This is a genomic window from Kitasatospora sp. NPDC097643 (assembly GCF_040302625.1).
GTDB lineage: Bacteria > Actinomycetota > Actinomycetes > Streptomycetales > Streptomycetaceae > Kitasatospora.
In genome coordinates this window covers 136,952-158,657 of sequence record NZ_JBEOSA010000006.1, presented here as the reverse complement: position 1 = coordinate 158,657, position 21,706 = coordinate 136,952, and the positions used below count along the sequence as shown (strand labels likewise).

The window sequence follows — 21,706 nt, the reverse complement described above, 5'->3', positions numbered from 1 at the left end:
TGCGTCCTCTGTTCAGAAGATGAAGGAAGGGAGAGGGAGGCGGGGAAACGGCGGGTCAGTCCCGGCCCGGCAGCCGGCGGACGGTGACCCCGCCCGGGCCGGCCAGCAACAGCGAGCCGTCCGGGACGGCCGTCCAGCCCGGGGCGTCGTCGAACGGCTCCGAGGCCACCACCGTGCCGAGCCCCGGCAGGGTGCGGTGGTGCAGGGTGTCGCCCCAGGTGGTCGCCGCCAGCGAGCGGCCGTCGGTCAGCAGCAGGTTGAGCCGCCCGGTGGTGTGCGCGACGACGTCCGCGACGGTGCCCGCCAGCGCCTCGCCGAGGTCCGCCCCGGCCCGCAGCCGGTGCAGGGCCAGGGCCCAGAGCAGTGCCGAGTCGGTGCGCGCCTCCAGCTCCAGCAGCTCGGCGGGCGGCAGCAGCGCGGCGAGCGCGTCCAGCTTGCCGGGCCAGCCGGCCACCGCGCCGTTGTGGCTGAACAGCCACCGCCCGGCGGTGAACGGCGCGGCCGCGCTCTCGCCCGCGGCGCAGCCCTCGGTGGCGGAGCGGACCGCCGCCAGCAGCGCCCGGGTGCGGATCACCCGGGCGAGGTCGGCGAAGGCGGCGTCCGCCCAGACCGGCCCGGCCCGGCGGTAGCGGGCCGGGATCTCGTCGCCGTCCGCGTACCAGCCGAGGCCGAAGCCGTCCACGTTGACCGTGCCGTGCCGCTGCGTCCGGGGCGCCCAGGACTGCCGGTACAGCCCGTGCGGCGGGTGCACCAGCAGCTCGCGCGGCGCCAGCGGCTCGCCCAGGTAGGCGATGTGGCGGCACATCAGACCGCCCCCGGGGTGATGGCGCCGTCGGCGTCGCGGGCCTCGGCGTCACGGGCTTCGGCGTCGCGGGCGGTGCGGAAGCCCGCGAAGATCTGCCGCCGGATCGGGTAGTCCCAGTTGCGGAACGTGCCCCGGCAGGCGACCGGCGCCACCGCGAAGCAGCCGCCGCGCAGCACCTTGTACTCGGGCCCGAAGAAGACCTCCGAGTACTCCCGGTACGGCCAGGCCCGGAACCCGGGGTAGGAGCGGAAGTCGCTGGCCGTCCACTCCCACACGTCGCCCATCAACTGCCGTGCGCCGCAGGGTGACTCGCCCGCCGGGTAGCTGCCGGCCGGGGCCGGGCGCAGGTGGCGCTGGCCGAGGTTGGCGTGCTCCGGGCCGGGCGCCTGGTCGCCCCACGGGTAGCGGCGGGAGCGGCCGGTGGCCGGGTCGTGCCGAGCCGCCTTCTCCCATTCGGCCTCGGTCGGCAGCCGCCGGCCGGCCCACCGGGCGTAGGCGTCCGCCTCGTACCAACTGACGTGCAGCACCAGCTCGTTCGGCGGTACCGGCTCCACCGTGCCGAACCGGCGGCGCAGCCACTGGCCGTCCTCCCGGTGCCAGAACAGCGGGGCGGTGAGGTTCGCGCGTTGTCGGTGCTCCCAGCCCTCGGGCGTCCACCAGCGCGGCTCGTCGTAGCCGCCGTCCGCGATGAACCGCTGGTACGCGGCGTTGGTGACGGGCGTGGTGTCCAGCAGGAAGGCCGGCAGGTCGAGGACGTGCGCCGGGCGCTCGTTGTCCAGCGCCCACGGCTCGGTGTCCGTGCCCATGGTGAACGGCCCGGCGGGGACGAGCACTTCGGCGGGCAACGTGGCCGCGTCGGCCGGGGCGGGCGGTGGCGGCGGAGCGGCCAGCGCCGGCTCGCCCCGGCGCAGCTGATGGGTGATCAGCATGGTCTCGTCGTGCTGCTGCTCGTGCTGGGCGATCATCCCGAAGGCGAATCCGGCGTCCAGCAGCGGCGCCCCCTCCAGCGGACTGGCGGCGAGCAGGTCGAGCACCCGGCCGCGCACCTCGTGCGCGTACGCGCGGGCCTCGGCGGGCGGCAGCAGCGGCAGGCTGGGCCGCTCCGCCCGGGCGTGCTGGAACGCGTCGTACAGTGGGTCGATCTCCGGGTGCATCGGGTCACAGCCGCCGACGTTGCGCAGCAGCCACAGCTCCTCCTGGTTGCCGATGTGCGCGAGGTCCCAGACCAGCGGGGACATCAACGGCGAGTGCTGGGCGGTGAGATCGCGGTCCTCGACGCAGTCCGTCAGCGCGGCGGTCCGGGCACGGGCGGCCAGCAGCTCGGCGGCGATGCTCTCGCGCAGCACCTCGATGCCGTCGCCGGGCGCGGGCGTTGTGGGCGCTCCGGGCGCGGCAGGGGGTCGGACGTCGGTCATGGTGCGGCCTCCTCCGGAGGAGTGCGTCGGGTGCCGGAGCGCAGGGCGTCCAGCTGGTCGTCGGCCGGGCAGCGGCCGCGCGCGGGGTAGCGCTCGGCGAACTCGGCGACGGCGGTGCGCAGCCGCCCGGCGCCGGGCAGGCGGCCCAGCGCGGCGTCGGCGGCGGCGAAGCAGGAGAGGGCGGCGCGGCGCAGCTCGGGATCGGCGACGGCCAGCGTCGCGGCCCGGCGCCACGCCTCGCTGCGCGGCGGGCGCGGACCGTCGGCGCGTTCGGCCGGTTCCAGCGGCTCCAGCGCGGCGAGCGCGGCGTCCGCGGCCACCGGGTCGTCCAGCAGCGCGGTGACGAACGCGGCGGGCACCACCCAGCCGTCCCCGGGCTGGGCGTCGATCATCCGCAGCTCCAGGTGGCCGCGCGGACGCACCGGGGGGAAGAGGGTGGTGCGGTGGTAGTCGAGGTCCGCGAGAGTGGGCGGGCGCTCACCGGCGCCGCGGATCCAGTCGCGGAACGTCAGCCCGGGCGGGGCCGTCCAGGGCAGGCCGTCCGGGCGGCGCAGGCACAGCACCTCGGCGTCCAGCACGTACTGCGCCCAGGCCTGCCGCGGGTCGCCGTGGTCGAGGCCGGGGGCGAGCGTGCGGGTCGGGTCCATCCGGGACCAGACGGTCTGCCGGGTGGACCGGTGGCCGGTCGGGCGGCCGTCCAGCAGCGGGGAGTTGGCGAAGGCGGCGACCAGCACCGGGCCCAGCCGGTGGGCGAGGCGCCAGCGTCGGGCCATCGCCTGCGGGCCGTCCGCGTCGCCGGCGTCCAGGCACACCTGCACCGACGCGGTCCCGGTCATCATGATCCGGCCCCAGGGGCCGGCCGAGTCGAAGAAGCGCTCCATCGCGAGGTAGCGGGGGTGGTCCAGCACCATCTGCCGGGGGCGCGCCAGCGGGTCCGTCCCGGTGCCGGTGAGGCGCAGGCCCTGCGCCGCGAAGGCGGCCCGCAGGGCGGTCAGATCGCGTCGGGTGTCGTCGACGCAGGCCAGGAGGCCGGTGGCGGGCGGGGAGCTGAGCTCGACCTGTCCGCCGGGTTCGAGCGTGAGGCGCGAACCGGAGGGGAGCGAGGTGCCGTCGGTGCCGCCGAGCGGCAGCGAGGCGAGTGCGGCGTGGATGAGTTCCGGCCGGACGGGCCGGCCGGGACATCGGTCGTCGTGGACGAACCATTCGACCTCGACCCCGACCAGGCGGGGAGGTCCGATCTTGAAGCAGACGCCCGACACATGGCTGTACGCCTCCGCCTCGGTCAGCGGAACCACCCCCGGCGGGGGTGTCGGCGTGCTCTGCCGGTCGGGCGGAGTTGTGCGGGATACGGGTATCACCGGACTCACCATCCTCGGGATCACGATTGCGGCCCGGTCTACCTTGCCCAGTCTGCTACGGAGCATGCGGAGGCGCTCCGCAAAATTCGCGTGAATGTTCGTATTCGCAGGTCAGGGACGTGGCGATCGGGTGAATCGAGGGTCGGCGGGCGGCGCGCCGGGTGCTTTCAGAGCCGGTCCAGACGCTCCAGGACGGTCTCCAGCACGGACCGCGGCAGGGCGTAGTTCAGGCGCAGCGCGCCGTGGCCGCCGGGGCCGAACTCGGCGCCGTCCGAGGCCTCCAGGCCGCAGCGGTCCAGGAGCGCCCGGCGGGCGGTGGCAGGTGGGAGGCCGAGGGCGGCGGCGTCCAGCCAGAGCAGGTAGGAGGCACGTGGCGCCGAGCGGACGGCCGGGCCGAGGCGGTCGGTCAGCCGGGTGCGGGCGGCGACCAGGTGGGCGAGCAACGCGTCCAGCCACGGGCCGCCCTCGCGCAGCGCCGCCTGCTGGACGGTCTGCTCGACGAGGCCGCCCTCCCAGAGGCCGAACCCGGCCATGGTGTCGGTGAACCGGGTGCGCAGATGGGCATCGGGGACGAGCGCGAAGCTGCTCGGGAGACCGGAGCAGTTGAAGGTCTTGCCGACGGAGTTGAGGGTCACGACGTGGTGCCGGTGCTCGGGATCGGCGGTGGTGACGGCCACCGGATGGGGCCGGCCCGGGTGGGTCAGGTCGCCGTGCACCTCGTCCGAGACCAGCAGCGCGCCGCTGTCCGCCGCCCACCCGGCGAGGCCGCGCACCACGCCGGTCGGCCACACCGTGCCGGAGGGATTGTGCGGGTTGCTCAGCAGCACGGCGGCGGGGCGGGGGAGCGGGTCGCCCGGGAGCCGGTAACCGTCCGGGGTGAGGCGCAGCGGCAGTTCCTGGAACGGGATGCCGGCGGCGCGGCAGAGCTGGGCGAAGCCGCCCCACTCCGGCGTCGGGAACAGCACGGGCGCCCGCGGCCGGAACGTGCCCCGCACCGTCTCCAGCAGCAGGCGCAGCGCGGTGCGCGGGCCGCACGGCAGCAGCAGCACCCAGTCCGGGTCGACCTCGACGCCGTGCCGCGCCCGGTACCAGCGCGCCACCAGCGCCCGCCCGGCCGGGTCGCACACCGTGTACCCGTACGCCCGGTGCCGGGCCCGCCGCGCCAGTGCCTCGGCCACCGCGGGCGGGCCGGGCAGGTCCATGTCCGCGAGGCCCATCGGGATCACCCCGGGGGTCTCGGCCCGGGCCCACTTGCTGCTGCCCGTACCGGCGCGGTCGAAGGGCGCGTCGAAGCCGAAGTCGGCGGGCGGGGTGCTGGACATGGCGGGCCTCCGGCGCGTCGGGCTGCCCGGCCACGATAGGGCTTCGGGCGTATCGGCTTCGGACGATCCGCCGAACCGGAACGCCGCGCGGGGGCGGGGCGGCTGGACGAAGATCAGGTTCCGTGCGGGGCCGCCGCCCCGGGGGCCGTGCGGGCCGCGGCCACCGTCTACGCTGCCGCTCTGTCACGGGGGGTCCGGGACGGCAGGGCAAGGGAGCGGACGATGACGACCCAGCAGGGCGAACTGGTCGAACAGGGCGACGAGGTCACGCTGTTCGTGGCGCGGCGGGTGGAGCCGGGGTACGAGACGGCGTTCGAGCTGTGGGCGAAGAACATCCTCGCGGCCGCCTCCGCGCACGAGGGCAACCTCGGCACCGGGCTGCTGCGCCCGGCCGGGCCGGACACCCCCTGGCACCTGATGCTGCACTTCCGGGACGGCGACGCCTTCCGCTCCTGGCAGGACTCCCCGGCCCGGGCGGCCTGCTTCGCCCGGGCGGACGGCCACCACCACGAGGTGCACCGGCACGAGATCCTCGGCATGGAGGGCTGGTTCGCCACCACCCCGGGCGCGGCGCAGCGTCGGCCCCCGGTGCGGTGGAAGATGGCGGTCGCCTCGACGGTCGCCATCGCGCCGCTGACGGTGGCCGCGGCCGTCCTGCTCACCCCGCACCTGGCGGGCCTGCCGGTGGCCGTCCGTCCGCTGGTCACCGCGCCGCTGATCAGCGGGCTGATGACGTACGCGGCGCTGCCGGCGGTGACGCGGCTGCTACGGCGGTGGCTCTTCCCGGCGGACAGCTGACAGCGGACAGGCGGCGGCGAACAGATGACAGCCGACAGATGACAGCGAACAGATAACAGCGAACAGATAACAGAGTTTGAAATCTGTCATCTGTTCGTCGCTGTTCCCAGGTGCCGCGCCAGCCCGCGCCGCCCCCGGCGCATCATCACCGCGTGGTTGGCGCGGAACAGCGGGTGCAGGGGCAGGGCGAGCCGGCGCAGCAGCGGCCGGCCGGGCCGGGTGTCCTCCTCGAAGAGGACCCGGCTGCCCGCCCCGTCGGCGGCGACCGTGAACCGGGACCACCCGGTGAGGTCGCCCCGCATCGCCACCTCCAGCACCCCGGCGGCCGGGTCGCGCCGCCGTGCCTGAAGCCCGATCACCAGCCGGTACGGCAGCAGCGCGCGCACCACGACGTCGCCGGACTCCTCGCCGGTGGGCCGGACTTCGAGCACCTCCGGCCACCACAGCGGGTAGCTGCGCACGTCCTCCAGCGCCGCGTACACGGCGGGCGCCGGCGCCCCGAGCCGCCACACGCCCCGGAACCGGTAGTGGTTGGGGTCCACGCGCTCACACTAGCCCGCCCCGGTCCGCTGCCGCGGATGCCTTTCGGGCCCGTCCGGTCGGCGCAGGCGGGGCCGCAGGCGTGGGCGGAGCCGGATCGGTGGACCGTCGAGGACTCCGTACTTCCGGTCGAGTCGTTCGAGGGTCCAGCCCAGCACGCTGCCGTAGACCAGGTGGCCGGCGAGGCTGACGGCGAGCGTGGCCGGGGTGAGGTGGAAGAGCAGGGGCTGGCCGTGCGGGGCGAACAGCAGCGTGCCGATCAGGCCGGACCACACGAAGACCCCGTATCCCAGGCCCAGGAGCGTCAGCCGGCGGCGGAGGCCGAGGGTCAGGCAGAACAGGGCGAAGGCCATGCCGATGCCCCCACCGTCACCGATGTAGCGCCACAGGTACCCGACCAGGGCGTTCCGGTGGCCGGACCCGGTGATCCAGCCGCCGAGGCGGGGGATGAAGTCGGGCCAGCCGCCGTAGAGGATGAACGGCAGGCGCAGCATGTCGTAGGCGGTGACCGCGATCAGCCCGCCGATCAGTCCCGCTGCCGCCGCCCGGGAGACCGGTGTGCGAAGGCACAGCAGTGGTAACGCGAGCCCCCAGAGCGGGAAGACCAGGACGTCCGCGGCGGTGTGCAGGCCGATCACCCCGAACAGGCTGAGCGGGATGGCGAGCACGGGGAGTGCGCCGATACCGAACAGGCAGTACCCGAGCGCGGCTTGAAGCACTGTGGTCCGCAGGGCACGGGGGCGCTGTCGGACGCGCGCTGGGCGCTGGGCGGCGACGGCCGGTCTGGCCAGGCCGGGACGCATGACGTACCTGTGATGGCTTTCGGGGGTGGGAGCAGCACGTGCTCTCACGGCGATTCTCGGTGACGGGGTGAGGGCTGAAGGGACCAACGCCCAAGGCAGCCTGCGCGATTGGCGCACGACGTGGCGGCCTCACCCGGGACGAGTCCCGCCGAGCGTGCCGGAGCCGGAGCCGGAGCCGGTACCGGAGCCGGTGGCGCTGGCAGCGGCAGCGGCAGCGGGAGTGAAGAAGACTCACCACCCACCATACGCACACCACCCGGGGTGGAAAAGCCCTGTTCGTCACAGTCCGTGCGCTATGCCGGTTCGGCCAGGGTGAAGGCCGTGTTCACCAGCGCCACGTGGCTGAACGCCTGCGGGGTGTTGCCGAGTTGGCGTCCGACGCGCGGGTCCCACTGCTCCGAGAGCAGTCCGAGGTCGTTGGCGAGCCCGACCACGCGGGCGAAGAGGGTGCGGGCCTCGGCGGTGCGGCCGGTGGCGGCCAGGGCGTCGGCGAGCCAGAACGAGCAGGCCAGGAAGGCGCCTTCGCCGCCCGGCAGGCCGTCGCTGTGCTGTCCGGCCCGGTAGCGGCGCACCAGCCCGCCGTGGTCGAGGCCGTCGCGGACGGCGTCGACGGTGCGCACCACCCGGGGGTCGTCCGGCGGCAGGAAGCCGCTCTTGACCACGAACAGGGTGGCCGCGTCCAGGCCCCGTCCGCCGTAGTGCTGGACGAACACGCCGCGTTGCCGGTCGTAGCCGTGCGCGCAGACGTCGGCGTGGACGGCGTCGCGCATCGCCCGCCACCGTTCGACCGGCGCGGGCAGCCCGGTCGCCTCGGCGAGGCGCACCGCGCGGTCGGCGGCGACCCAGCACATCACCTTGGAGTGGACGTAGTGCCGCCGCCCGCCGCGCACCTCCCACAGGCCTTCGTCGGGTTCTTGCCAGTGCCGCTCCAGGTGCCCCATCAGCGAGCGCAGCAGCGTCCAGACGTGCCGTTCCATCGGCAGTCCGGCCAGCAGGGCGAGGTGCAGGGTGTCCACCACCTCGCCGTAGACGTCGAGTTGGAGCTGGCCGACGGCGGCGTTGCCGAACCGCACCGGCCGGGAGCCCTGGTAGCCGGGCAGCCAGTCGGCCGTGGTCTCGCCGAGCACGCGCTCCCCGGCGACCCCGTACACGGCCTGGAGGTCGCTCGGGCCGCCGGCGATGGCGCGCAGCAGCCAGCGGCGCCAGGCGGCGGCCTCCTCGCGGAAGCCGCCGCGCAGCAGCGCGGAGAGCGTCATCGAGGAGTCGCGCAGCCAGCAGAAGCGGTAGTCCCAGTTGCGGGCGCCGCCGATGCGCTCGGGCAGTCCGGCGGTGGCGGCGGCGACGATCCCGCCGGTGGGTTCGTACGCGAGCGCCTTGAGGGTGATCAGCGAGCGCAGGACGGCCGAGCGCCACTCGCCCCGGTAGCGGCAGCCGGAGGCCCACTGCTGCCATTCGGCGACGGTGGCGAGCAGGGCCTGGTCGGGGTCGGTGCGCGGGGTGGTGGGCAGGTGGGAGGGCTGCCAGGTGAGGACGAACGGCACCCGTAGCCCGGCGGTGACGGTGAAGTCGGAGGTGGTGGCGCCGTCCTGGCCGTAGGTGTGGACCCCGGCGGGCGCCCGCAGCCAGGCGGAGTCGGGTCCGGCGACGGCGACCCGGTGGTGCCCGGTGCGCCGCACCCAGGGGTCGATCCGTCCGTAGTTGAAGCGCAGCCGCAGGGTGCCGCGCATCGGGACGGTGCCCTCCAGCCCCTCGACGATCCGGATCAGCTGCGGCTCGCGGTGCCCGCCGCGGCCGCGCTGGGGCATGAAGTCGATGATCCGCACCCGCCCGCCGGCGGTCTGCCACTCGCTCTCCAGGACCAGGCTGTCGCCCCGGTAGCGGCGGGCGTGGCACTCGGCGGCGCCGGCCGGGGCGATCCGCCAGGCGCCGTGGCGCTGGTCGCCGAGGAGCCCGGCGAAGCAGCTGGGGGAGTCGAACCGGGGCAGGCAGAGCCAGTCGACCGAACCGTCCCGGCCCACCAGGGCGGCGGTCTGCAGGTCGCCGATGAGGGCGTAGTCCTCGATGCCTCCGGCCATCACGCTCCATTCTCCGCTGGAAGTCGGGCGGACGGCGCGGTGGGACGGCCAGGTGGGACGGCGCGGTGGGGCGGCACGGCGAGAGGGCAGCCGGGAAGAGATGCCGGAAATCGATGCCGGGAAGGGAGCACTCCGCTTGCACCCGTTCGGGGTGCGGAGGAGGATCTTCTGTGCTTGTAGTCTCATCTGTCACAGCAGTGGCTGCGAGGCGCTGCATCCCCGTAACCGGAGTGAAGGAGTCACAGGCATGCGGCGACCGAGCTGGGTACCGGAGGGTACGGACCTGGACAAACCGAACGCCGCACGGGTCTACGACTACTACCTCGGGGGTTCGCACAACTTCGAGGTCGACCGGGAGATGGCCCGCAAGGCGATGGCCCTGTGGCCGGAGCTGCCGCAGATCATGCGCTCCAACCGGGCCTTCCTGCGCCGTGCCGTGACCTTCCTGGCCGAGCGCGGCGTCACCCGCTTCCTGGACATCGGCTCCGGCATCCCGACCTTCGGCGCCGTGCACGAGATCGCCCGGGCGATCCGGCCCGAGTCGCAGGTCGTCTACGTGGACCGCGACCCGGTCGCCGTCGCGCACAGCCGGCTGCTGATGGCGGACGACCCGCTGAGCTCCGTCGTCCAGGCCGACCTGCGCGACGTGCACGACCTGCTGGACCGCCCCGAGGTGGCCGCCCTGCTGGCCGAGGGCGAGCCGGTGGCCGTCCTGCTGGTGGCCGTCGCGCACTTCGTGACCGACGACGAGGACCCCTGGAAGCTGATCGGCGTGATCCGCGACGCGCTCCCGCCCGGCAGCGCGCTGCTCCTCTCGCACGCCTCCCTGGAGGGCCGCCCGGACCAGGCGGAGAACCACCAGAAGCTGTACCGGATGACGCCGACCCCGCTGACCATGCGCACCCACGAGCAGATCACCGCCATGTTCGCGGGCTTCGAGCTGGTCGAGCCCGGCGTGGTCTACCTGCCGCAGTGGCGTCCGGACCAGCCGGAGGCGGTCGGCGAGCACCCCGAGCGGATGACCGGGGTGGCGGGCGTGGGGTTCCGCCCTTGAGCGGACGCAGCGGGCGACCGACCGTCGGCCGCGGGCCCGGTGAGGCGCCCGCCCGGCCGTCCCGGCACCACCCGTCCCGGCACCACCCGTCCCGGCACCACCCGTCCCGGCACCACGCGTCCCGGCACCACGCGTCCGGATATCCGACCGGGCACGTGGCGTCCGGCCGGTCCGCCCGCCCGTGCGGGGCCCCGGCCGGTGCCCGGCCCCGGGGAGGGGCGGGCGGATGAGTGCCACCCCGGTGTCCGGCAGCGCCGAGCGGTTCCACGAGGACTGGGCGCGGCTGCTGTCCGCCGACCACGGCACGGTCGTCCACCCCGGCCTGCTGGGCCGGCTGGTGTCCCGGACCGCCGCGCTGCTCCACCGCGCGCAGCGGGACGAGCCCTTCGAGCCCCGGCTGGCCGCGCAGGCCGGCGCGGAGCTGGTCGACGCGCACTTCACCGACCCCGTGGTGCTGGCCCGGGCGGTCGAGCTGTTGCAGGCGCAGCCGATCGGCGACGACCGCGGCCCGGCGCTGACCGGTGCCTTCGCGGCCGGCTGGGCGGCGGCGCTGCGCGAGCGCACCCTGCGCGAGCAGGAGGCGATCCGCACCGCGGCCGACGCCGCCCGCAAGGAGGCCGAGCGGGCGCTGCGCGCCTCCGAGGCCCGCTTCCGCGCGCTGTTCGAGAGCGCCGCCATCGGCATCGGCATCGGCGACACCGACGGCAACATCCTGGCCGTCAACAAGGCGCTCCAGGAGCTGTTCGGCGCGGCCCCGGAGGACATGACCGGCCGCCGGGTCGGCGACCTCGTGCACCCCGAGGACACCCCGGGCGTCTGGGAGGCGTACGAGGAGCTGATCAGCGGCAAGCGGGAGTACTTCCAGTTCGACAAGCCGTACTACCGGCAGGACGGCGAGGTGGTCTGGACCCACCTCACGGTCTCGCTGATCCGCGACGACGACGGCCGCCCGCAGTACCAGGTCGCGATGCTGGAGGACATCACCGACCGTTACCGGCTCCAGGAGCGGCTGCGGCACCAGGCCACCCACGACCCGCTGACCGGTCTGCCCAACCGGGCGGCCTTCTTCGAGCGGCTGGAGAAGCTGTTCGAGGAGCCGGAGCCGGGTGCCCGGTTCGGCCTCTGCTACGTCGACCTCGACGGCTTCAAGGTGGTCAACGACAGCCTCGGGCACGACACCGGCGACCAGCTGCTGTCCGCCGTCGCGGCCCGGCTGAAGGCCGCGCTCACCCCGCTGGGCCACCTGGTGGCCCGGCTCGGCGGCGACGAGTTCGTGGTGCTGCTGGAGAACTGCCGGGGCGAGCAGGAGGCGGTCGCCGCCGCGAAGACGGTGCTCAAGGCGCTGGCCGGGCCGGTGCTGATCGGCGACCACAAGCTCGCCGTGGGCGCCAGCGTCGGCGTGCTGGAGCGGCGGGTGTCGACCACCACGCCGGGCGCCGCCGTCCGGGCCGCCGATCTGACGCTGTACCGGGCGAAGGAGGCCGGGCGGGGCCGCTGGACGCTGTTCGACCCGAAGGAGAACGCCCGCGCGGTCAGCCGCTACGCCGTGTCGGTGCGGATGCCGGCGGCCCTCGACCGCGGCGAGTTCTTCATCGACTACCAGCCGTTGTACGCGCTCGCGGACGGCCGGCTGGCCGCCGTCGAGGCGCTGGTGCGCTGGCGGCACCCGCAGCTGGGCGTGCTGGGCCCGGACGAGTTCGTGACCACGGCCGAGGAGACCGGGCTGATCATGCCGCTCGGCCGCTGGGTGCTGGAGCAGGCCTGCGGTCAGGCCGCGGACTGGATCAAGCGGTTCGGCGACGCCGCGCCGCAGCTGAACGTCAACCTGGCGGTGCGTCAGGCGCGCAGCGCGGCGCTGGTCACCGACCTCGGCCGGATCCTGGACGCCTCCGGCCTGGACCCGGCCCGGCTCCAGCTGGAGATCACCGAGTCGACCGTGGTCGGGCCCGAGGACGAGGCGCTGCGCACCCTGCACGGCCTGGTCGACCTCGGGGTGTCACTGGCCGTGGACGACTTCGGCACCGGCTGGTCCAACCTCGCCTACCTGCGCGACCTGCCGGTCTCAGGGCTGAAGATCGCCGGGTCCTTCGTGGGCGATCTTCACGATCCGGCGAAGGACGAGTCGACCGGCTGGCGGATCGTCAGCGGCCTGGTGTCGATGGCGCACGCGCTCGGGCTGACCGTCACCGCCGAGGGGGTGGAGACCCGCAGGGACGCCGAGCGGCTGCGGACCATCGGCTGCGACTGGGCGCAGGGCTGGCACTTCGGGCGCCCGGTGCGGCCGGCCGAGATCGCGCGCCGGATCGCCGAGGAGCCGAAGGGGCGCCCGGTCGACGGCTGAGGCGCGCGCCACGCCGGACGGCGCGCGCCATGCCAAAAGGCGTGCGCCACGCCGGGCAGAAAGGTAAAAAACGGACAAATCCCCTTGACGTGGCCGTCCGTTCCTGTGCACGATGAGGCCCTGGCACAACCCCGCACCGGAAGGTGCGGCAGGGCATTCGGCCAGTTCGATCAACCGGCGCTCCGGCGCCGTGAGAGCCCGGCGGTGCGCACCCACATCCGGCCGCCACAGCGCTCTCCACGTTTCGGCAGCCCCTCCGGGGCTTCCCATCCGGGCTCCGCCCGCGCGTATCCGTCCGCGCCGCGACCCGTTCACCACACTTCAGGGGCCGCGCCGCGCCCGTGCCGCCGGCCCGCCGCCTCCCTCCGAGAGGCCGCTCCCGATGAGCACCACCCTGCCCCCCAACCCCCGTCCGCAGCCTTACGGGCCGCACCCGCACGAGCCGGGCCGGGCCCAGCCCTACCCCTACCAGCCGTACCCGGATCCGTCCCTGAGGGACGGCCACCCGCACCGCCGGGCCGGCGACCGCGTCGCCGTCCACCGGCCGATGCGCCGGTCCGGCGACGCCGTCGAAACCACCCACACGGTCAGCCTGGTCGTCCCCGCGCAGAACGAGGCCCGCAACATCCCCTGGGTGTTCGAGCAGATCCCCCGCTGCGTCGACGAGGTCATCCTGGTCGACGGCGCGTCCAGCGACGCCACCGTCCCGATGGCCCGGCACTGCCTGCCGACCGTCCGCAGCGTGCAACAGAGCGGGCCCGGCAAGGGCAACGCGCTGCGCACCGGATTCGCCGCCGCCACCGGCGAGTACATCGTCATGATGGACGCCGACGGGTCCATGTGGCCCGGCGAGATCCCGCACTACCTGCACTTCCTGGACCACGGCTACGACTTCGTCAAGGGCTCGCGCTGCATCGCCGGCGGCGGATCGCTGGACCTCACCCCGGTCCGCTCGCTCGGCAACCGCGCGCTGCTCGCCGTCGTCAACCACCTGTACGACGCGAGCCTCACCGACCTGTGCTACGGCTACTGCGCCTTCCGCCGCTCCTTCCTGGACGCGCTCGACCTGCGTTCCACCGGCTTCGAGATCGAGGCCGAGATGATCGCGCACGCGCTGCGTTCGGGGCTGCGGATCGCCGAGGTGCCGAGCCTGGAACTCCCCCGCCGCAGCGGTCGATCCCACCTGCACGCCGTCTCCGACGGCCGCCGGGTGCTGAGGACCCTGATCGCCGAGCGTCCCGGCGCCCGGTCCCCGGCGGCCGCCCCCGTGGGGGAGCGCTGATGAATGGCACCGACCGGCGCACCGCAGCCGCCTGCCCGCGCCCCGCCGCCCATGACTCGCTCTACACCCCCGTCCGCGTCACCGCACCGGTCCTGGACGAAGCGAGCGGGCCGCGCCCGCCCGGTGGTCCCGGTACGGTCGCTGCGGACGGCCGCGTGTTGGCGTCGGTGCGGCTGCACGGACACCCGCTCGGCTTGGCCACGGCCACCGGAGCAGCAGGCGAGTACGCCACGCTGCACCGGGCGCTGGTCGACGCCGCATCAGGCGGCGACAACGACCGGACGCACGACCCGTCGCACGACTCATCGCGTGACCCGTCGCACGACCGATCGCACGAACACACCGCGCGGGCCCACCTCGTGGCGCCCCGCGCACCGGACCACAGCGGCCGTGCGGCCACCCGCCGCCGGCCCTCCCAGGGCGCCGATCGGCTGTCGGCGCCGTCGTGGGCAGACATCCCGGGTACGGCCAGGTCGGGTCGGCTCCGCCCGGGATGCCTGTCCGCCCACCGGACACGGGCCACGGCAGGGCGAGTCGGGCGTGCCTGCCGGGCCCGATGTCCTGGCACGAGCGACGTGGGCGAAGCGGGCTGACCCCGGGCCGGCCGGCCGATCGGTCGGCCGGCCGGACGGTCGGAACCCGACCTCGCGTCAAGTCCACCGAGGAGGAGCGATGAGCGGCACCAGCAGGTCCGGCGCCCAGCACCCGGGCGGCGGTGCCCGGTCCGGGGCCGCCCTCGCGGCGGCCGTCGCCGCGGCCACCGTCACCGCGACGACCGTCATTGCTGCGGCGTCCCGGCCCGGGCACGTCCTCGACCTGGAGCTCGACGACCTCCAGCCCCTCGACGACCTCCAGCCCGCCGAGCCCGGCCGGGTGCGGCTGCCGAACGGCGCCGCGGCCGGCGCCATGTCGGGCCGGGCGCTCGCCCTGGTGCGGCTGCACGGGCACCCGCTCGGCATGGTCACCGCCACCGCCGACGACCCCGACCAACTGCTCCGGGCCCTGACCGAGACGGCCCGCCGCGAGCTCGCCGTCCCGATCGACCGGCACCTCGCCACCGACCGGATGCGGCCGATGAACGGCACGCTCTACCACCGCCCCCAGACGTCCGCCCGCCACCACCACTGCCTCGCGGCCCGGGCGGACACCCTCTTGGACGCGCCGTTCATCAGCGTCGTCGTCGGCACCCACGACCGCCCCGCGATGCTGCGGGACTGCGTGGACTCGATCCTGCGGATGGACTACCCGCACTTCGAGGTCATCGTGGTCGACAACGCCCCGCACAGCGAGGAGTCCGCCCGACTGGTGCGCGAACGCTACCCGGACCGGGTGCGCTACCTGCGCGAGCCGATCGCAGGCCTGTCCCGGGCCCGCAACCGCGCGCTCGCCGCGGTCGAGGCGCCGATCGTCGCCTTCGTCGACGACGACACCATCGTCGACCGGTCCTGGCTGGCCGCCGTCGCCGAGGCGTTCGCGCTCTCACCGCGGGTCGGCTGTGTCACCGGGCTGATCCTGCCCGCCGAACTGGAGACGGCCGCCCAGGCCGCACTGGTCCGGCACGCGGACTTCGACAAGGGATTCACCGTCAAACGGTGGTCGCTGGCCGACCCGCCGCCGGACCCGATGTTCCCGTTCACCGCCGGCCGCTTCGGCTCCGGCGCCAACATGGCCGTCCGCGCCGAACTGCTGCGCTCCCTCGGCGGGTTCGACGTCGCCACCGGCCCGGGCACCCACGCCAAGGGCGGCGAGGACCTGCTCACCTTCCTACGGGTGCTCGCCGACGGACACACCCTCGTCTACCAGCCGGACGCCGTCATCTGGCACCGCCACCGCCGCACCGAGGAGGCGCTGGCCACCCAGGCCTTCGGCTACGGCGCCGGCTTCGGGGCGTACCTCACCGCCGCGGTCGTGCACGAGCCGCAGCTGCTGCCCGCGCTGCTGCGCCGGCTGCCGCGCGGCGTCGGCTTCGCCCTCGGTCGGGCCCGCGCCCGCCCGGCGGCGGACAGCACCTGGTCCTGGCGCCACTCCGGACTGGAGATCCGCGGCCTGCTGTACGGGCCGGTCGGCTACCTACGCGCCGTGCGCCAGGCGCATCACGACAACCGGAGGAGCTGACGCGAGGCCATGGACGGGACCGACACCCTGCGCGGGAACGACACCGAGCTCGTCGTGACCGCCGCACCCCGGACCACCACCGCACCCGGGACCGCCGGGGCCACCACGTCTCCCGGGACTCCCGGGAGCAGCACCGGACCTGGGACTCCCGGGACCCTCGGGGCCAGCGCCGATCCCGGGGCCGGCGCCACGGCCGTCACCGGCCGGACGGGCCTGCCCCGGCCCTTCCTCGGCATCCTGACCGACCTGGTCGTCGGCCTGGCCGTCCGGGCGCTGAGCGCACCGCCCGGGACACCACTGCGCACCGGAGGACGGGCGCACCGCCCGTCCTTCCGTCACCACCCTCGGCGGCCGGCATGAGCACCACCGATCGAAGCCCCGCCGATCCGATCGTCGCCGCCACCGCGAGCACAGGCACCCCCAGCCTGTCCGTGGTGGTCTGCGCCTACACCATGGACCGCTGGGACGACCTGCGCGCCTGCATCGGCTCGCTCCGGCGCCAACGGCGGCCCGCCGACGAGATCCTGCTGGTGGTGGACCACTGCCCAGAACTCGCCGTGCGCGCCGCCGCCGAACTCCCCGCGCTGCTGCCCGCCGGGCCGCCCGCCGTGCGGATCGTCGCCAACGGCGAGCGCCGGGGCCTGTCCGGCGCCCGCAACACCGGTGTGCGCGCGGCGACTTGCGAGGTGGTGGCCTTCCTGGACGACGACGCCGCCGCCGAACCCGACTGGACCGAACGGCTGTTGGCCGGCTACCGCGACCCCCGGGTGCTCGGCGTCGGCGGCCTGGTGCGGCCCTGGTGGGAGACCGGACGGCCGTCCTGGTTCCCGCCCGAGTTCGACTGGGTGGTCGGCTGCTCCTACCGCGGCCTGCCCGAACAGCCGTGCCCGGTACGGAACTTCATCGGCGCCAACATGTCCTTCCGGCGGGCCCGGCTGCTGGCGGCCGGCGGCTTCCGCAGCGACCTCGGCCGGGTCGGCACCCGGCCGCTGGGCTGCGAGGAGACCGAACTGTGCCTGCGCCTGACCGCCGACACCCCGCACGGGGTGCTGCTGTACGAACCGTCCGCCGCCGTCCGCCACCACGTCCCCACCGCCCGGACCACCTGGCGGTACTTCCGCGCGCGCTGCTACGGCGAGGGCCTGTCCAAGGCCGCCGTGGCCCGCCGCGCCGGGGCCGGACCGGCCCTGGCCAGCGAACGCCGGTACCTGCGCTCCACGTTGCCCCGGGCGCTGGCCCGCGGGGTCCGCGGGCTGCGACCGGGCGCGGTGGGCCACGGCGGCCCGCAGGCGCTCGGGGCGCTGCTCGCCGGCGTCGCGGTCACCTCGGCCGGCTACGCGGTCGGACTGCTGCGCCAGGACACCCGGGCCGACCCGTACCGCGGGAGCCCGCCGTGACCCCCGTGCCCGTCTTCCTGTACCACTCGGTCGCCGACGACCCGCCGGCCTGGATCGCGCCCTTCACGGTGCCCCCGCGGACCTTCACCGAGCAGCTCGACCGGATCGCCGACAGCGGCCTCACGGTGGTGCCGCTGCGCCGGCTGGTTTCCGCCCTGCACGGCGGTCCCCAACTGCCGCCGCACTGTGCGGTACTGACCTTCGACGACGGCTTCGAGGACTTCTTCTGGACGGTCGCCCCGCAGCTCGCCGACCGCGGCCTGCCGGCCACCCTGTTCGTCACCACCGGCGCGGTCCACCCGCCCGGTGGCGCGCCGGAGGGCAGTCTGCTGCCGCCGGCCGCGATGCTGACGTGGCGTCAGATCACCAACCTGGACGCGCTGGGCGGGGTCGAGATCGGCGGGCACAGTCACACCCACGCCCAGCTCGACACCGTGGGCTGGGGGCTGCTGGACACCGAGATCGGGTACTGCAAGCAGCAGTTGGAGGACGCGCTGGGCCACCCGGTGGACGCCTTCGCCTATCCGCACGGCTACTCCAGCGTCACCGTGCGCCGACGCGTCCGCGAGTACGGGTGGACCTCGGCGTGCGCGGTGCGCGACGCGTTCAGCTCGGGCGCGGACGACCCGCTGCGGATCGCCCGGCTGACCGTCCGGGCCGACACCCCGCCAGGAGTGTTCCATGGCTGGACGCTGGGCCAGGGCGCCCGGGTGGCGCCGTTCCCCGAGTCGGCCCGCACCCGGGCCTGGCGCGGCTACCGCCGGTTGCGGGCGGGGCTCGGGCACCCGGTCGGCGGCCCGCCGCAGCCCTGAACGCCGTCGCCGGCACCCCTGAACGGCTCGTCACGGCCCTGTCGGACCACCCCCGGACATTACCTACCGGGCCCGGAGTCACCGGGCCCGGTAGGTATGTTCAGGGGCGTTTATCAGTGCATGCGTTGAGTACGGTGCGTCAACCGCGGCGCGTTCGGTGCGGCGCGGTCAGTGCTGCCAGACCCGGACCCAGGACACCTGCATCTGGGCCGAGTCCACCGCCGTCGACGGCTGGTTCGGCACGCCCACCGCCAGGTTGAGCAGGATCTCCATCGCCACGTCCGGGATCTTCGACGGGTCGGTCATCCAGAACCGGGCCTGCCCGTCGACGAACCAGGTGAGCGAGTCCGCCTCCCAGTCGAGGGCGAAGACGTGGTAGCCGGCCGGGAAGTCCAGCGGCCCGTAGTGGCCGGCCGCCGACTGGTCCGCCCCGTTCGGGCCCGCCCAGTGCACGGTCTGCTGGACGTTCTGCGAGGTGCCGAGGAACTCCGCGATGTCGATCTCCGGCGGGGCCACCCGGGTGACGGGCATCAGCCAGAACGCGGGGTACATGCCCTGCTCCGGCGGGATCCGTACGGCCGCCGCGACGTAGCCATGGGTGAAGGTGAAGCGCGGGGCGCCGTCCCAGCTGTCCCGGCCGGTGGAGATCATGCCCGAGGCCCACGGGTACGCGTGGCCGTCGGAGCCCGGGGTGCCGGCGCGCTGGGCGTGCAGCGTGACGGCGCCGCCGCCGACCGACACCTGCCCGGGCAGGTACCACTCGGACTCGTGGTTGCCGGAGTTGGTGCAGCCGGAGTTGTTCCAGTCGTAGCAGGTGGTCCAGCGGGCGGGGTCGAGGGTGGAGCCGTGGAACTCCTCCTTGAAGACCAGGTGCCAGGCCCCGGGGGCGTCGGGCGTGGGCTCGGGCCCGCCGCCGGCGCAGCCCGAGGTGGCGGCCAGCAGGACGAGCAGACCCGCCCCGGCCGCCCGGCCGATCCGGGTGGCGCGGTTGACGGTGCGGCGCTCGGCGGTGCGGCGTTCGGCCGTCCGGCGCTTCGCGCTCCAGCGTCCTGGCGTCCGGGTGCGGCGCCTCATGGTGCGTTCCTCCCGTCGGGGGACCGGTCCCCGGCCCCGTCCGACCCTGCCCCGGCGACGGGCATCGTCTCGGCGGCCCGGTCCGGTGCGTCGGCCGGGCCCGGCCGACTCGCCGCCCGCTTCCGGCGGACGCCGACCGGCCACAGTGCGAGCAGCGTGGTGAGCAGGGCGAGCGCGCCGACCGCCCGGAGCGTGGTGATGGAGCGGGTGAAGAAGAAGACCTCGGCGACCACGGTGTCGATCACGATGCTGAACGCCACGGCCAGCACGACCGCTTCGAGGGTGTCCCGGTGCCGCCCCGGGCGCACCGGGTGGGTCAGCCGCAGCGCCGCCGCCCCGGGGCAGACCAGCAGGAAGGCGGCCGCGACGGTCACCCGCAGCGGCATCAGGGCCTCGGGCAGGGTGGTGGCGGCGAGCGCCAGCCAGCCGGACGCCGCGAGGCCCAGCCGGGCGGCCGACAGGCGCGTCAGGGCCGGGAGCTTGAAGGCCGGGAGTTTCAGGGCCGGGAGTGCCTTGGCCGGACGGGCCGGGGCCGGGCGGTTCATGGCCGGCCTCCCTGTTGCTGTACGGCGTGCTGCGGCGGTCGCGGGTGGGGCTGGATCTCGGGCGCGTTGCGGTCGGAGAGCACGTACACGACCGCGTCGGAATTGCGGAACACCGGGGTGAACAGCCGGGAGCTGTCCACCGCCGTCGCCAGCCGGTCGACGGTGTCGGCGGGCAGCACGCCCGTGATGTAGCACTCGGCGGCCTGGGCGCGGTTGAGGATCAGGTAGACCGGGCCGGGCGGGGCGGCCAGCGACACGGCGTCCTCCACGCCCGCCAGCGGGTTCTTCAGCAGCAGTTGCCGGTTCGCCAGCAGGTTCCAGGCGATGACCACACGGGTGTGCCGGTCGTAGTCCTTGTCGATGTCGGGGACGTTGTTGGTGACCGAGACGATCATCGAGCCGGCCGGGGCCGTCCGGTACAGGAACTCGGTGGCCGCGGCCTCGCGCGCGGTGAAGGACTCCATCATTTCCTTGCCGTAGTAGCCGAAGACCAGCCCGCCGAGGAACGCCAGCAGGAGCGCGAACGAGGCCACCGCCCGCACCCGCACCGGCGGCCCGGTGCGCAGCACCAGGGCGGCGACCAGCAGCGCGGCGGCGGGCAGGGCGAACAGGTAGGAGCGGAAGATCATCTCGCCGCCGTAGCTGTTCAGCGCCGGCATCGGCAGTGGGGCGAGCAGCAGCAGCGGCAGCGGGGTGCGGCGGGTCCACGGGCGGCGCCAGAGCGCGATCGCGGCCAGCAGCACCACGGCGGCCGACAGCCCGCGGTCCACCCAGGCCAGCAGGATCTGGCCGGGGGCGGGGGAGCCCAGCCCGGTGAGCCAGGTGGGGGCGTTGGAGTCGGGGGAGGTGATCGCCGCGATGAAGTTGCGCAGGTTGGCGGAGATGAACGGGCGGGCCACGGTGGCGAACCAGACCGCCTGCATCACGACGGCGCAGGCCAGCACGGGCAGCACCACGCGCCGGTTGCGGCGCGGGATGGACAGCGCGGTCAGGAAGGCGATCAGCATCAGCGGGGTGAGCTGGTGCGAGGTGATCAGGACGCCCTCGCAGAGCACCACCATCAGGAACAGGGCCGGTCGCCAGCCCTCGCGCCCCGCCGTCCCGCCGCCGTCGGTGCCCCCCGGGGACACTGCGGCGGGCACCAGCTGGGGGGCCGGGTGCGCACCCGGTGGTCGGACCCGGGGCAGCTGCTTGAGCACCAGCGCGAGCACGGTGACGAAGAGCAGGAAGCCGAAGGTCTGCGGCGCGAAGTAGTCCTGGCCGATCCACAGGCAGGAGAAGAAGATCCAGACCGCCCCCCAGATCAGCCGCCAGTCCCGGCTGATCGTCCGGTACACCAGCAGCAGCGGGCCGATCAGCAGCACGTCCGCCACCGGGGTGGCCCAGTGCGCGTACCCCATGGCCGAGTGCAGCCCGGTGGTGCGCAGGAGCAGGCCGTTCACCGTGAAGAACCCCGGCCACTGGTTGTAGATGTCCAGCCAGCCCGGGCGCGGCACCGTGCCGCCGTGCCGCAGCATGGCGTCGACCACCTCGACGTGCTTCCACGCCCAGGAGTAGCGCACGGTGGGGTAGAGCAGGCTCGGGGTGGCGTGCACGATCGCGATCAACCCGATCACGTACGCCGCCGACCAGGCGTGGCTCAGCCGCGGGCCGCGCAGGTGGCAGGCGAAGCCGAGGGTCAGCACGCCGAGCGCGACCCAGAACAGCACCGGCAGTACCTCGATCAGCCCGAGGTCGTCCATCAGTTCCAGGTGGACGCGGCGCAGGGAGAGCAGCCAGAGCACCATGGCCACCGGCAGCGCCGCCCGGGCGACGACCGTCCGGACGCTCGGCCGGGCCGGCCGCACGCCGGTCTCGACCGGCGGCATCCGATCCGTGCGGACGCCGTCGACCTCGGTCGTCGTGGACTTCGTCATCCCGATCACCGCGTCATCCTGCTGTTACTGGGTCATTCCGGTTACCGCGTCATC

The 21,706-nt window shown here is 74.7% G+C and carries 18 protein-coding genes; 8 read left to right on the top strand and 10 right to left on the bottom strand.

Annotated features, from left to right (window positions below):
* Positions 1-55: 55 nt before the first annotated feature.
* From egtC to ABTY15_RS06640, 4 genes are all read right to left on the bottom strand, one after another.
* Positions 56-805 carry an ergothioneine biosynthesis protein EgtC gene (gene egtC / locus ABTY15_RS06655; RefSeq protein WP_350577086.1) on the bottom strand — a complete coding sequence of 250 codons (750 nt, stop codon included), beginning with the start codon at positions 803-805 and terminating at the stop codon, positions 56-58.
* Positions 805-2,220, bottom strand: coding sequence for an ergothioneine biosynthesis protein EgtB (gene egtB / locus ABTY15_RS06650; protein ID WP_350577083.1), 1,416 nt, complete (start codon positions 2,218-2,220; stop codon positions 805-807). The genes egtC and egtB overlap by 1 nt, the downstream gene beginning before the upstream one ends.
* A complete protein-coding gene (egtA, locus tag ABTY15_RS06645) occupies positions 2,217-3,515 on the bottom strand; it encodes an ergothioneine biosynthesis glutamate--cysteine ligase EgtA (protein WP_350577081.1) in 1,299 nt (432 codons plus the stop codon). The genes egtB and egtA overlap by 4 nt, the downstream gene beginning before the upstream one ends.
* Before the next feature lie 230 nt (positions 3,516-3,745).
* The gene (locus ABTY15_RS06640; protein WP_350577079.1) at positions 3,746-4,900 is read right to left on the bottom strand and encodes an aminotransferase class I/II-fold pyridoxal phosphate-dependent enzyme; all 1,155 of its coding nucleotides are present in this window, start codon (positions 4,898-4,900) and stop codon (positions 3,746-3,748) included.
* 222 nt (positions 4,901-5,122) lie between these two features.
* On the opposite strand from ABTY15_RS06640, the gene ABTY15_RS06635 reads away from it, so the two are divergent.
* Positions 5,123-5,698 (top strand): antibiotic biosynthesis monooxygenase, encoded by a 576-nt coding sequence (locus tag ABTY15_RS06635; protein ID WP_350577077.1) that lies wholly within the window; start codon positions 5,123-5,125, stop codon positions 5,696-5,698.
* Between the two features lie 86 nt (positions 5,699-5,784).
* Here the strand turns inward: ABTY15_RS06635 and ABTY15_RS06630 are convergent, their stop codons facing one another.
* The 3 genes from ABTY15_RS06630 to ABTY15_RS06620 all read right to left on the bottom strand — a co-directional run bounded on the left by ABTY15_RS06630 (position 5,785) and on the right by ABTY15_RS06620 (position 9,116).
* Positions 5,785-6,240, bottom strand: coding sequence for an SRPBCC family protein (locus ABTY15_RS06630; protein WP_350577075.1), 456 nt, complete (start codon positions 6,238-6,240; stop codon positions 5,785-5,787).
* A 9-nt stretch (positions 6,241-6,249) separates the two neighbouring features.
* Positions 6,250-7,041 (bottom strand): DUF6789 family protein, encoded by a 792-nt coding sequence (locus tag ABTY15_RS06625; RefSeq protein ID WP_350577072.1) that lies wholly within the window; start codon positions 7,039-7,041, stop codon positions 6,250-6,252.
* A 293-nt stretch (positions 7,042-7,334) separates the two neighbouring features.
* Positions 7,335-9,116 (bottom strand): glycoside hydrolase family 15 protein, encoded by a 1,782-nt coding sequence (locus ABTY15_RS06620; protein ID WP_350577069.1) that lies wholly within the window; start codon positions 9,114-9,116, stop codon positions 7,335-7,337.
* Between the two features lie 247 nt (positions 9,117-9,363).
* Here ABTY15_RS06620 and ABTY15_RS06615 point away from each other — a divergent pair, with 247 nt between their 5' ends.
* The 7 genes from ABTY15_RS06615 to ABTY15_RS06585 all read left to right on the top strand — a co-directional run bounded on the left by ABTY15_RS06615 (position 9,364) and on the right by ABTY15_RS06585 (position 18,117).
* The gene (locus ABTY15_RS06615) at positions 9,364-10,170 is read left to right on the top strand and encodes an SAM-dependent methyltransferase (protein WP_350577065.1); all 807 of its coding nucleotides are present in this window, start codon (positions 9,364-9,366) and stop codon (positions 10,168-10,170) included.
* A gap of 226 nt (positions 10,171-10,396) precedes the next feature.
* A complete protein-coding gene (locus ABTY15_RS06610) occupies positions 10,397-12,511 on the top strand; it encodes a putative bifunctional diguanylate cyclase/phosphodiesterase (protein WP_350577062.1) in 2,115 nt (704 codons plus the stop codon).
* A 382-nt stretch (positions 12,512-12,893) separates the two neighbouring features.
* Positions 12,894-13,793, top strand: coding sequence for a glycosyltransferase family 2 protein (locus ABTY15_RS06605; protein ID WP_350577058.1), 900 nt, complete (start codon positions 12,894-12,896; stop codon positions 13,791-13,793).
* Between the two features lie 672 nt (positions 13,794-14,465).
* A complete protein-coding gene (locus tag ABTY15_RS06600; protein WP_350577055.1) occupies positions 14,466-15,908 on the top strand; it encodes a glycosyltransferase in 1,443 nt (480 codons plus the stop codon).
* A gap of 9 nt (positions 15,909-15,917) precedes the next feature.
* A complete protein-coding gene (locus tag ABTY15_RS06595) occupies positions 15,918-16,268 on the top strand; it encodes a hypothetical protein (RefSeq protein ID WP_350577053.1) in 351 nt (116 codons plus the stop codon).
* Positions 16,265-17,305 carry a glycosyltransferase family 2 protein gene (locus tag ABTY15_RS06590; RefSeq protein ID WP_350577050.1) on the top strand — a complete coding sequence of 347 codons (1,041 nt, stop codon included), beginning with the start codon at positions 16,265-16,267 and terminating at the stop codon, positions 17,303-17,305. Before ABTY15_RS06595 ends, ABTY15_RS06590 begins: the two co-directional genes overlap by 4 nt.
* Entirely contained in the window at positions 17,302-18,117 is an 816-nt protein-coding gene (locus tag ABTY15_RS06585) for a polysaccharide deacetylase family protein (RefSeq protein ID WP_350577047.1), read from the top strand. The genes ABTY15_RS06590 and ABTY15_RS06585 overlap by 4 nt, the downstream gene beginning before the upstream one ends.
* 168 nt (positions 18,118-18,285) lie before the next feature.
* Here the strand turns inward: ABTY15_RS06585 and ABTY15_RS06580 are convergent, their stop codons facing one another.
* From ABTY15_RS06580 to ABTY15_RS06570, 3 genes are read right to left on the bottom strand one after another with little or no spacing between them, the layout of a single operon-like run.
* Positions 18,286-19,191, bottom strand: coding sequence for a glycoside hydrolase family 16 protein (locus ABTY15_RS06580; RefSeq protein WP_350577045.1), 906 nt, complete (start codon positions 19,189-19,191; stop codon positions 18,286-18,288).
* Complete coding sequence (locus tag ABTY15_RS06575) at positions 19,188-19,736, bottom strand: hotdog family protein (RefSeq protein ID WP_350577043.1); 549 nt, start codon at positions 19,734-19,736, stop codon at positions 19,188-19,190. The genes ABTY15_RS06580 and ABTY15_RS06575 overlap by 4 nt, the downstream gene beginning before the upstream one ends.
* Positions 19,733-21,652 (bottom strand): glycosyltransferase, encoded by a 1,920-nt coding sequence (locus tag ABTY15_RS06570; RefSeq protein ID WP_350577042.1) that lies wholly within the window; start codon positions 21,650-21,652, stop codon positions 19,733-19,735. Before ABTY15_RS06570 ends, ABTY15_RS06575 begins: the two co-directional genes overlap by 4 nt.
* Between the last annotated feature and the right edge of the window lie 54 nt (positions 21,653-21,706).

Coding starts and splice junctions, on each gene's coding strand:
- egtC (WP_350577086.1), bottom strand. CDS start 805: ATGTGCCGCCACATCGCCTACCTGGGCGAGCCGCTGGCGCCGCGCGAG.
- egtB (WP_350577083.1), bottom strand. CDS start 2,220: ATGACCGACGTCCGACCCCCTGCCGCGCCCGGAGCGCCCACAACGCCC.
- ABTY15_RS06640 (WP_350577079.1), bottom strand. CDS start 4,900: ATGTCCAGCACCCCGCCCGCCGACTTCGGCTTCGACGCGCCCTTCGAC.
- ABTY15_RS06635 (WP_350577077.1), top strand. CDS start 5,123: ATGACGACCCAGCAGGGCGAACTGGTCGAACAGGGCGACGAGGTCACG.
- ABTY15_RS06625 (WP_350577072.1), bottom strand. CDS start 7,041: ATGCGTCCCGGCCTGGCCAGACCGGCCGTCGCCGCCCAGCGCCCAGCG.
- ABTY15_RS06620 (WP_350577069.1), bottom strand. CDS start 9,116: ATGGCCGGAGGCATCGAGGACTACGCCCTCATCGGCGACCTGCAGACC.
- ABTY15_RS06615 (WP_350577065.1), top strand. CDS start 9,364: ATGCGGCGACCGAGCTGGGTACCGGAGGGTACGGACCTGGACAAACCG.
- ABTY15_RS06610 (WP_350577062.1), top strand. CDS start 10,397: ATGAGTGCCACCCCGGTGTCCGGCAGCGCCGAGCGGTTCCACGAGGAC.
- ABTY15_RS06605 (WP_350577058.1), top strand. CDS start 12,894: ATGAGCACCACCCTGCCCCCCAACCCCCGTCCGCAGCCTTACGGGCCG.
- ABTY15_RS06600 (WP_350577055.1), top strand. CDS start 14,466: ATGAGCGGCACCAGCAGGTCCGGCGCCCAGCACCCGGGCGGCGGTGCC.
- ABTY15_RS06595 (WP_350577053.1), top strand. CDS start 15,918: ATGGACGGGACCGACACCCTGCGCGGGAACGACACCGAGCTCGTCGTG.
- ABTY15_RS06590 (WP_350577050.1), top strand. CDS start 16,265: ATGAGCACCACCGATCGAAGCCCCGCCGATCCGATCGTCGCCGCCACC.
- ABTY15_RS06580 (WP_350577045.1), bottom strand. CDS start 19,191: ATGAGGCGCCGCACCCGGACGCCAGGACGCTGGAGCGCGAAGCGCCGG.
- ABTY15_RS06575 (WP_350577043.1), bottom strand. CDS start 19,736: ATGAACCGCCCGGCCCCGGCCCGTCCGGCCAAGGCACTCCCGGCCCTG.
- ABTY15_RS06570 (WP_350577042.1), bottom strand. CDS start 21,652: ATGACGAAGTCCACGACGACCGAGGTCGACGGCGTCCGCACGGATCGG.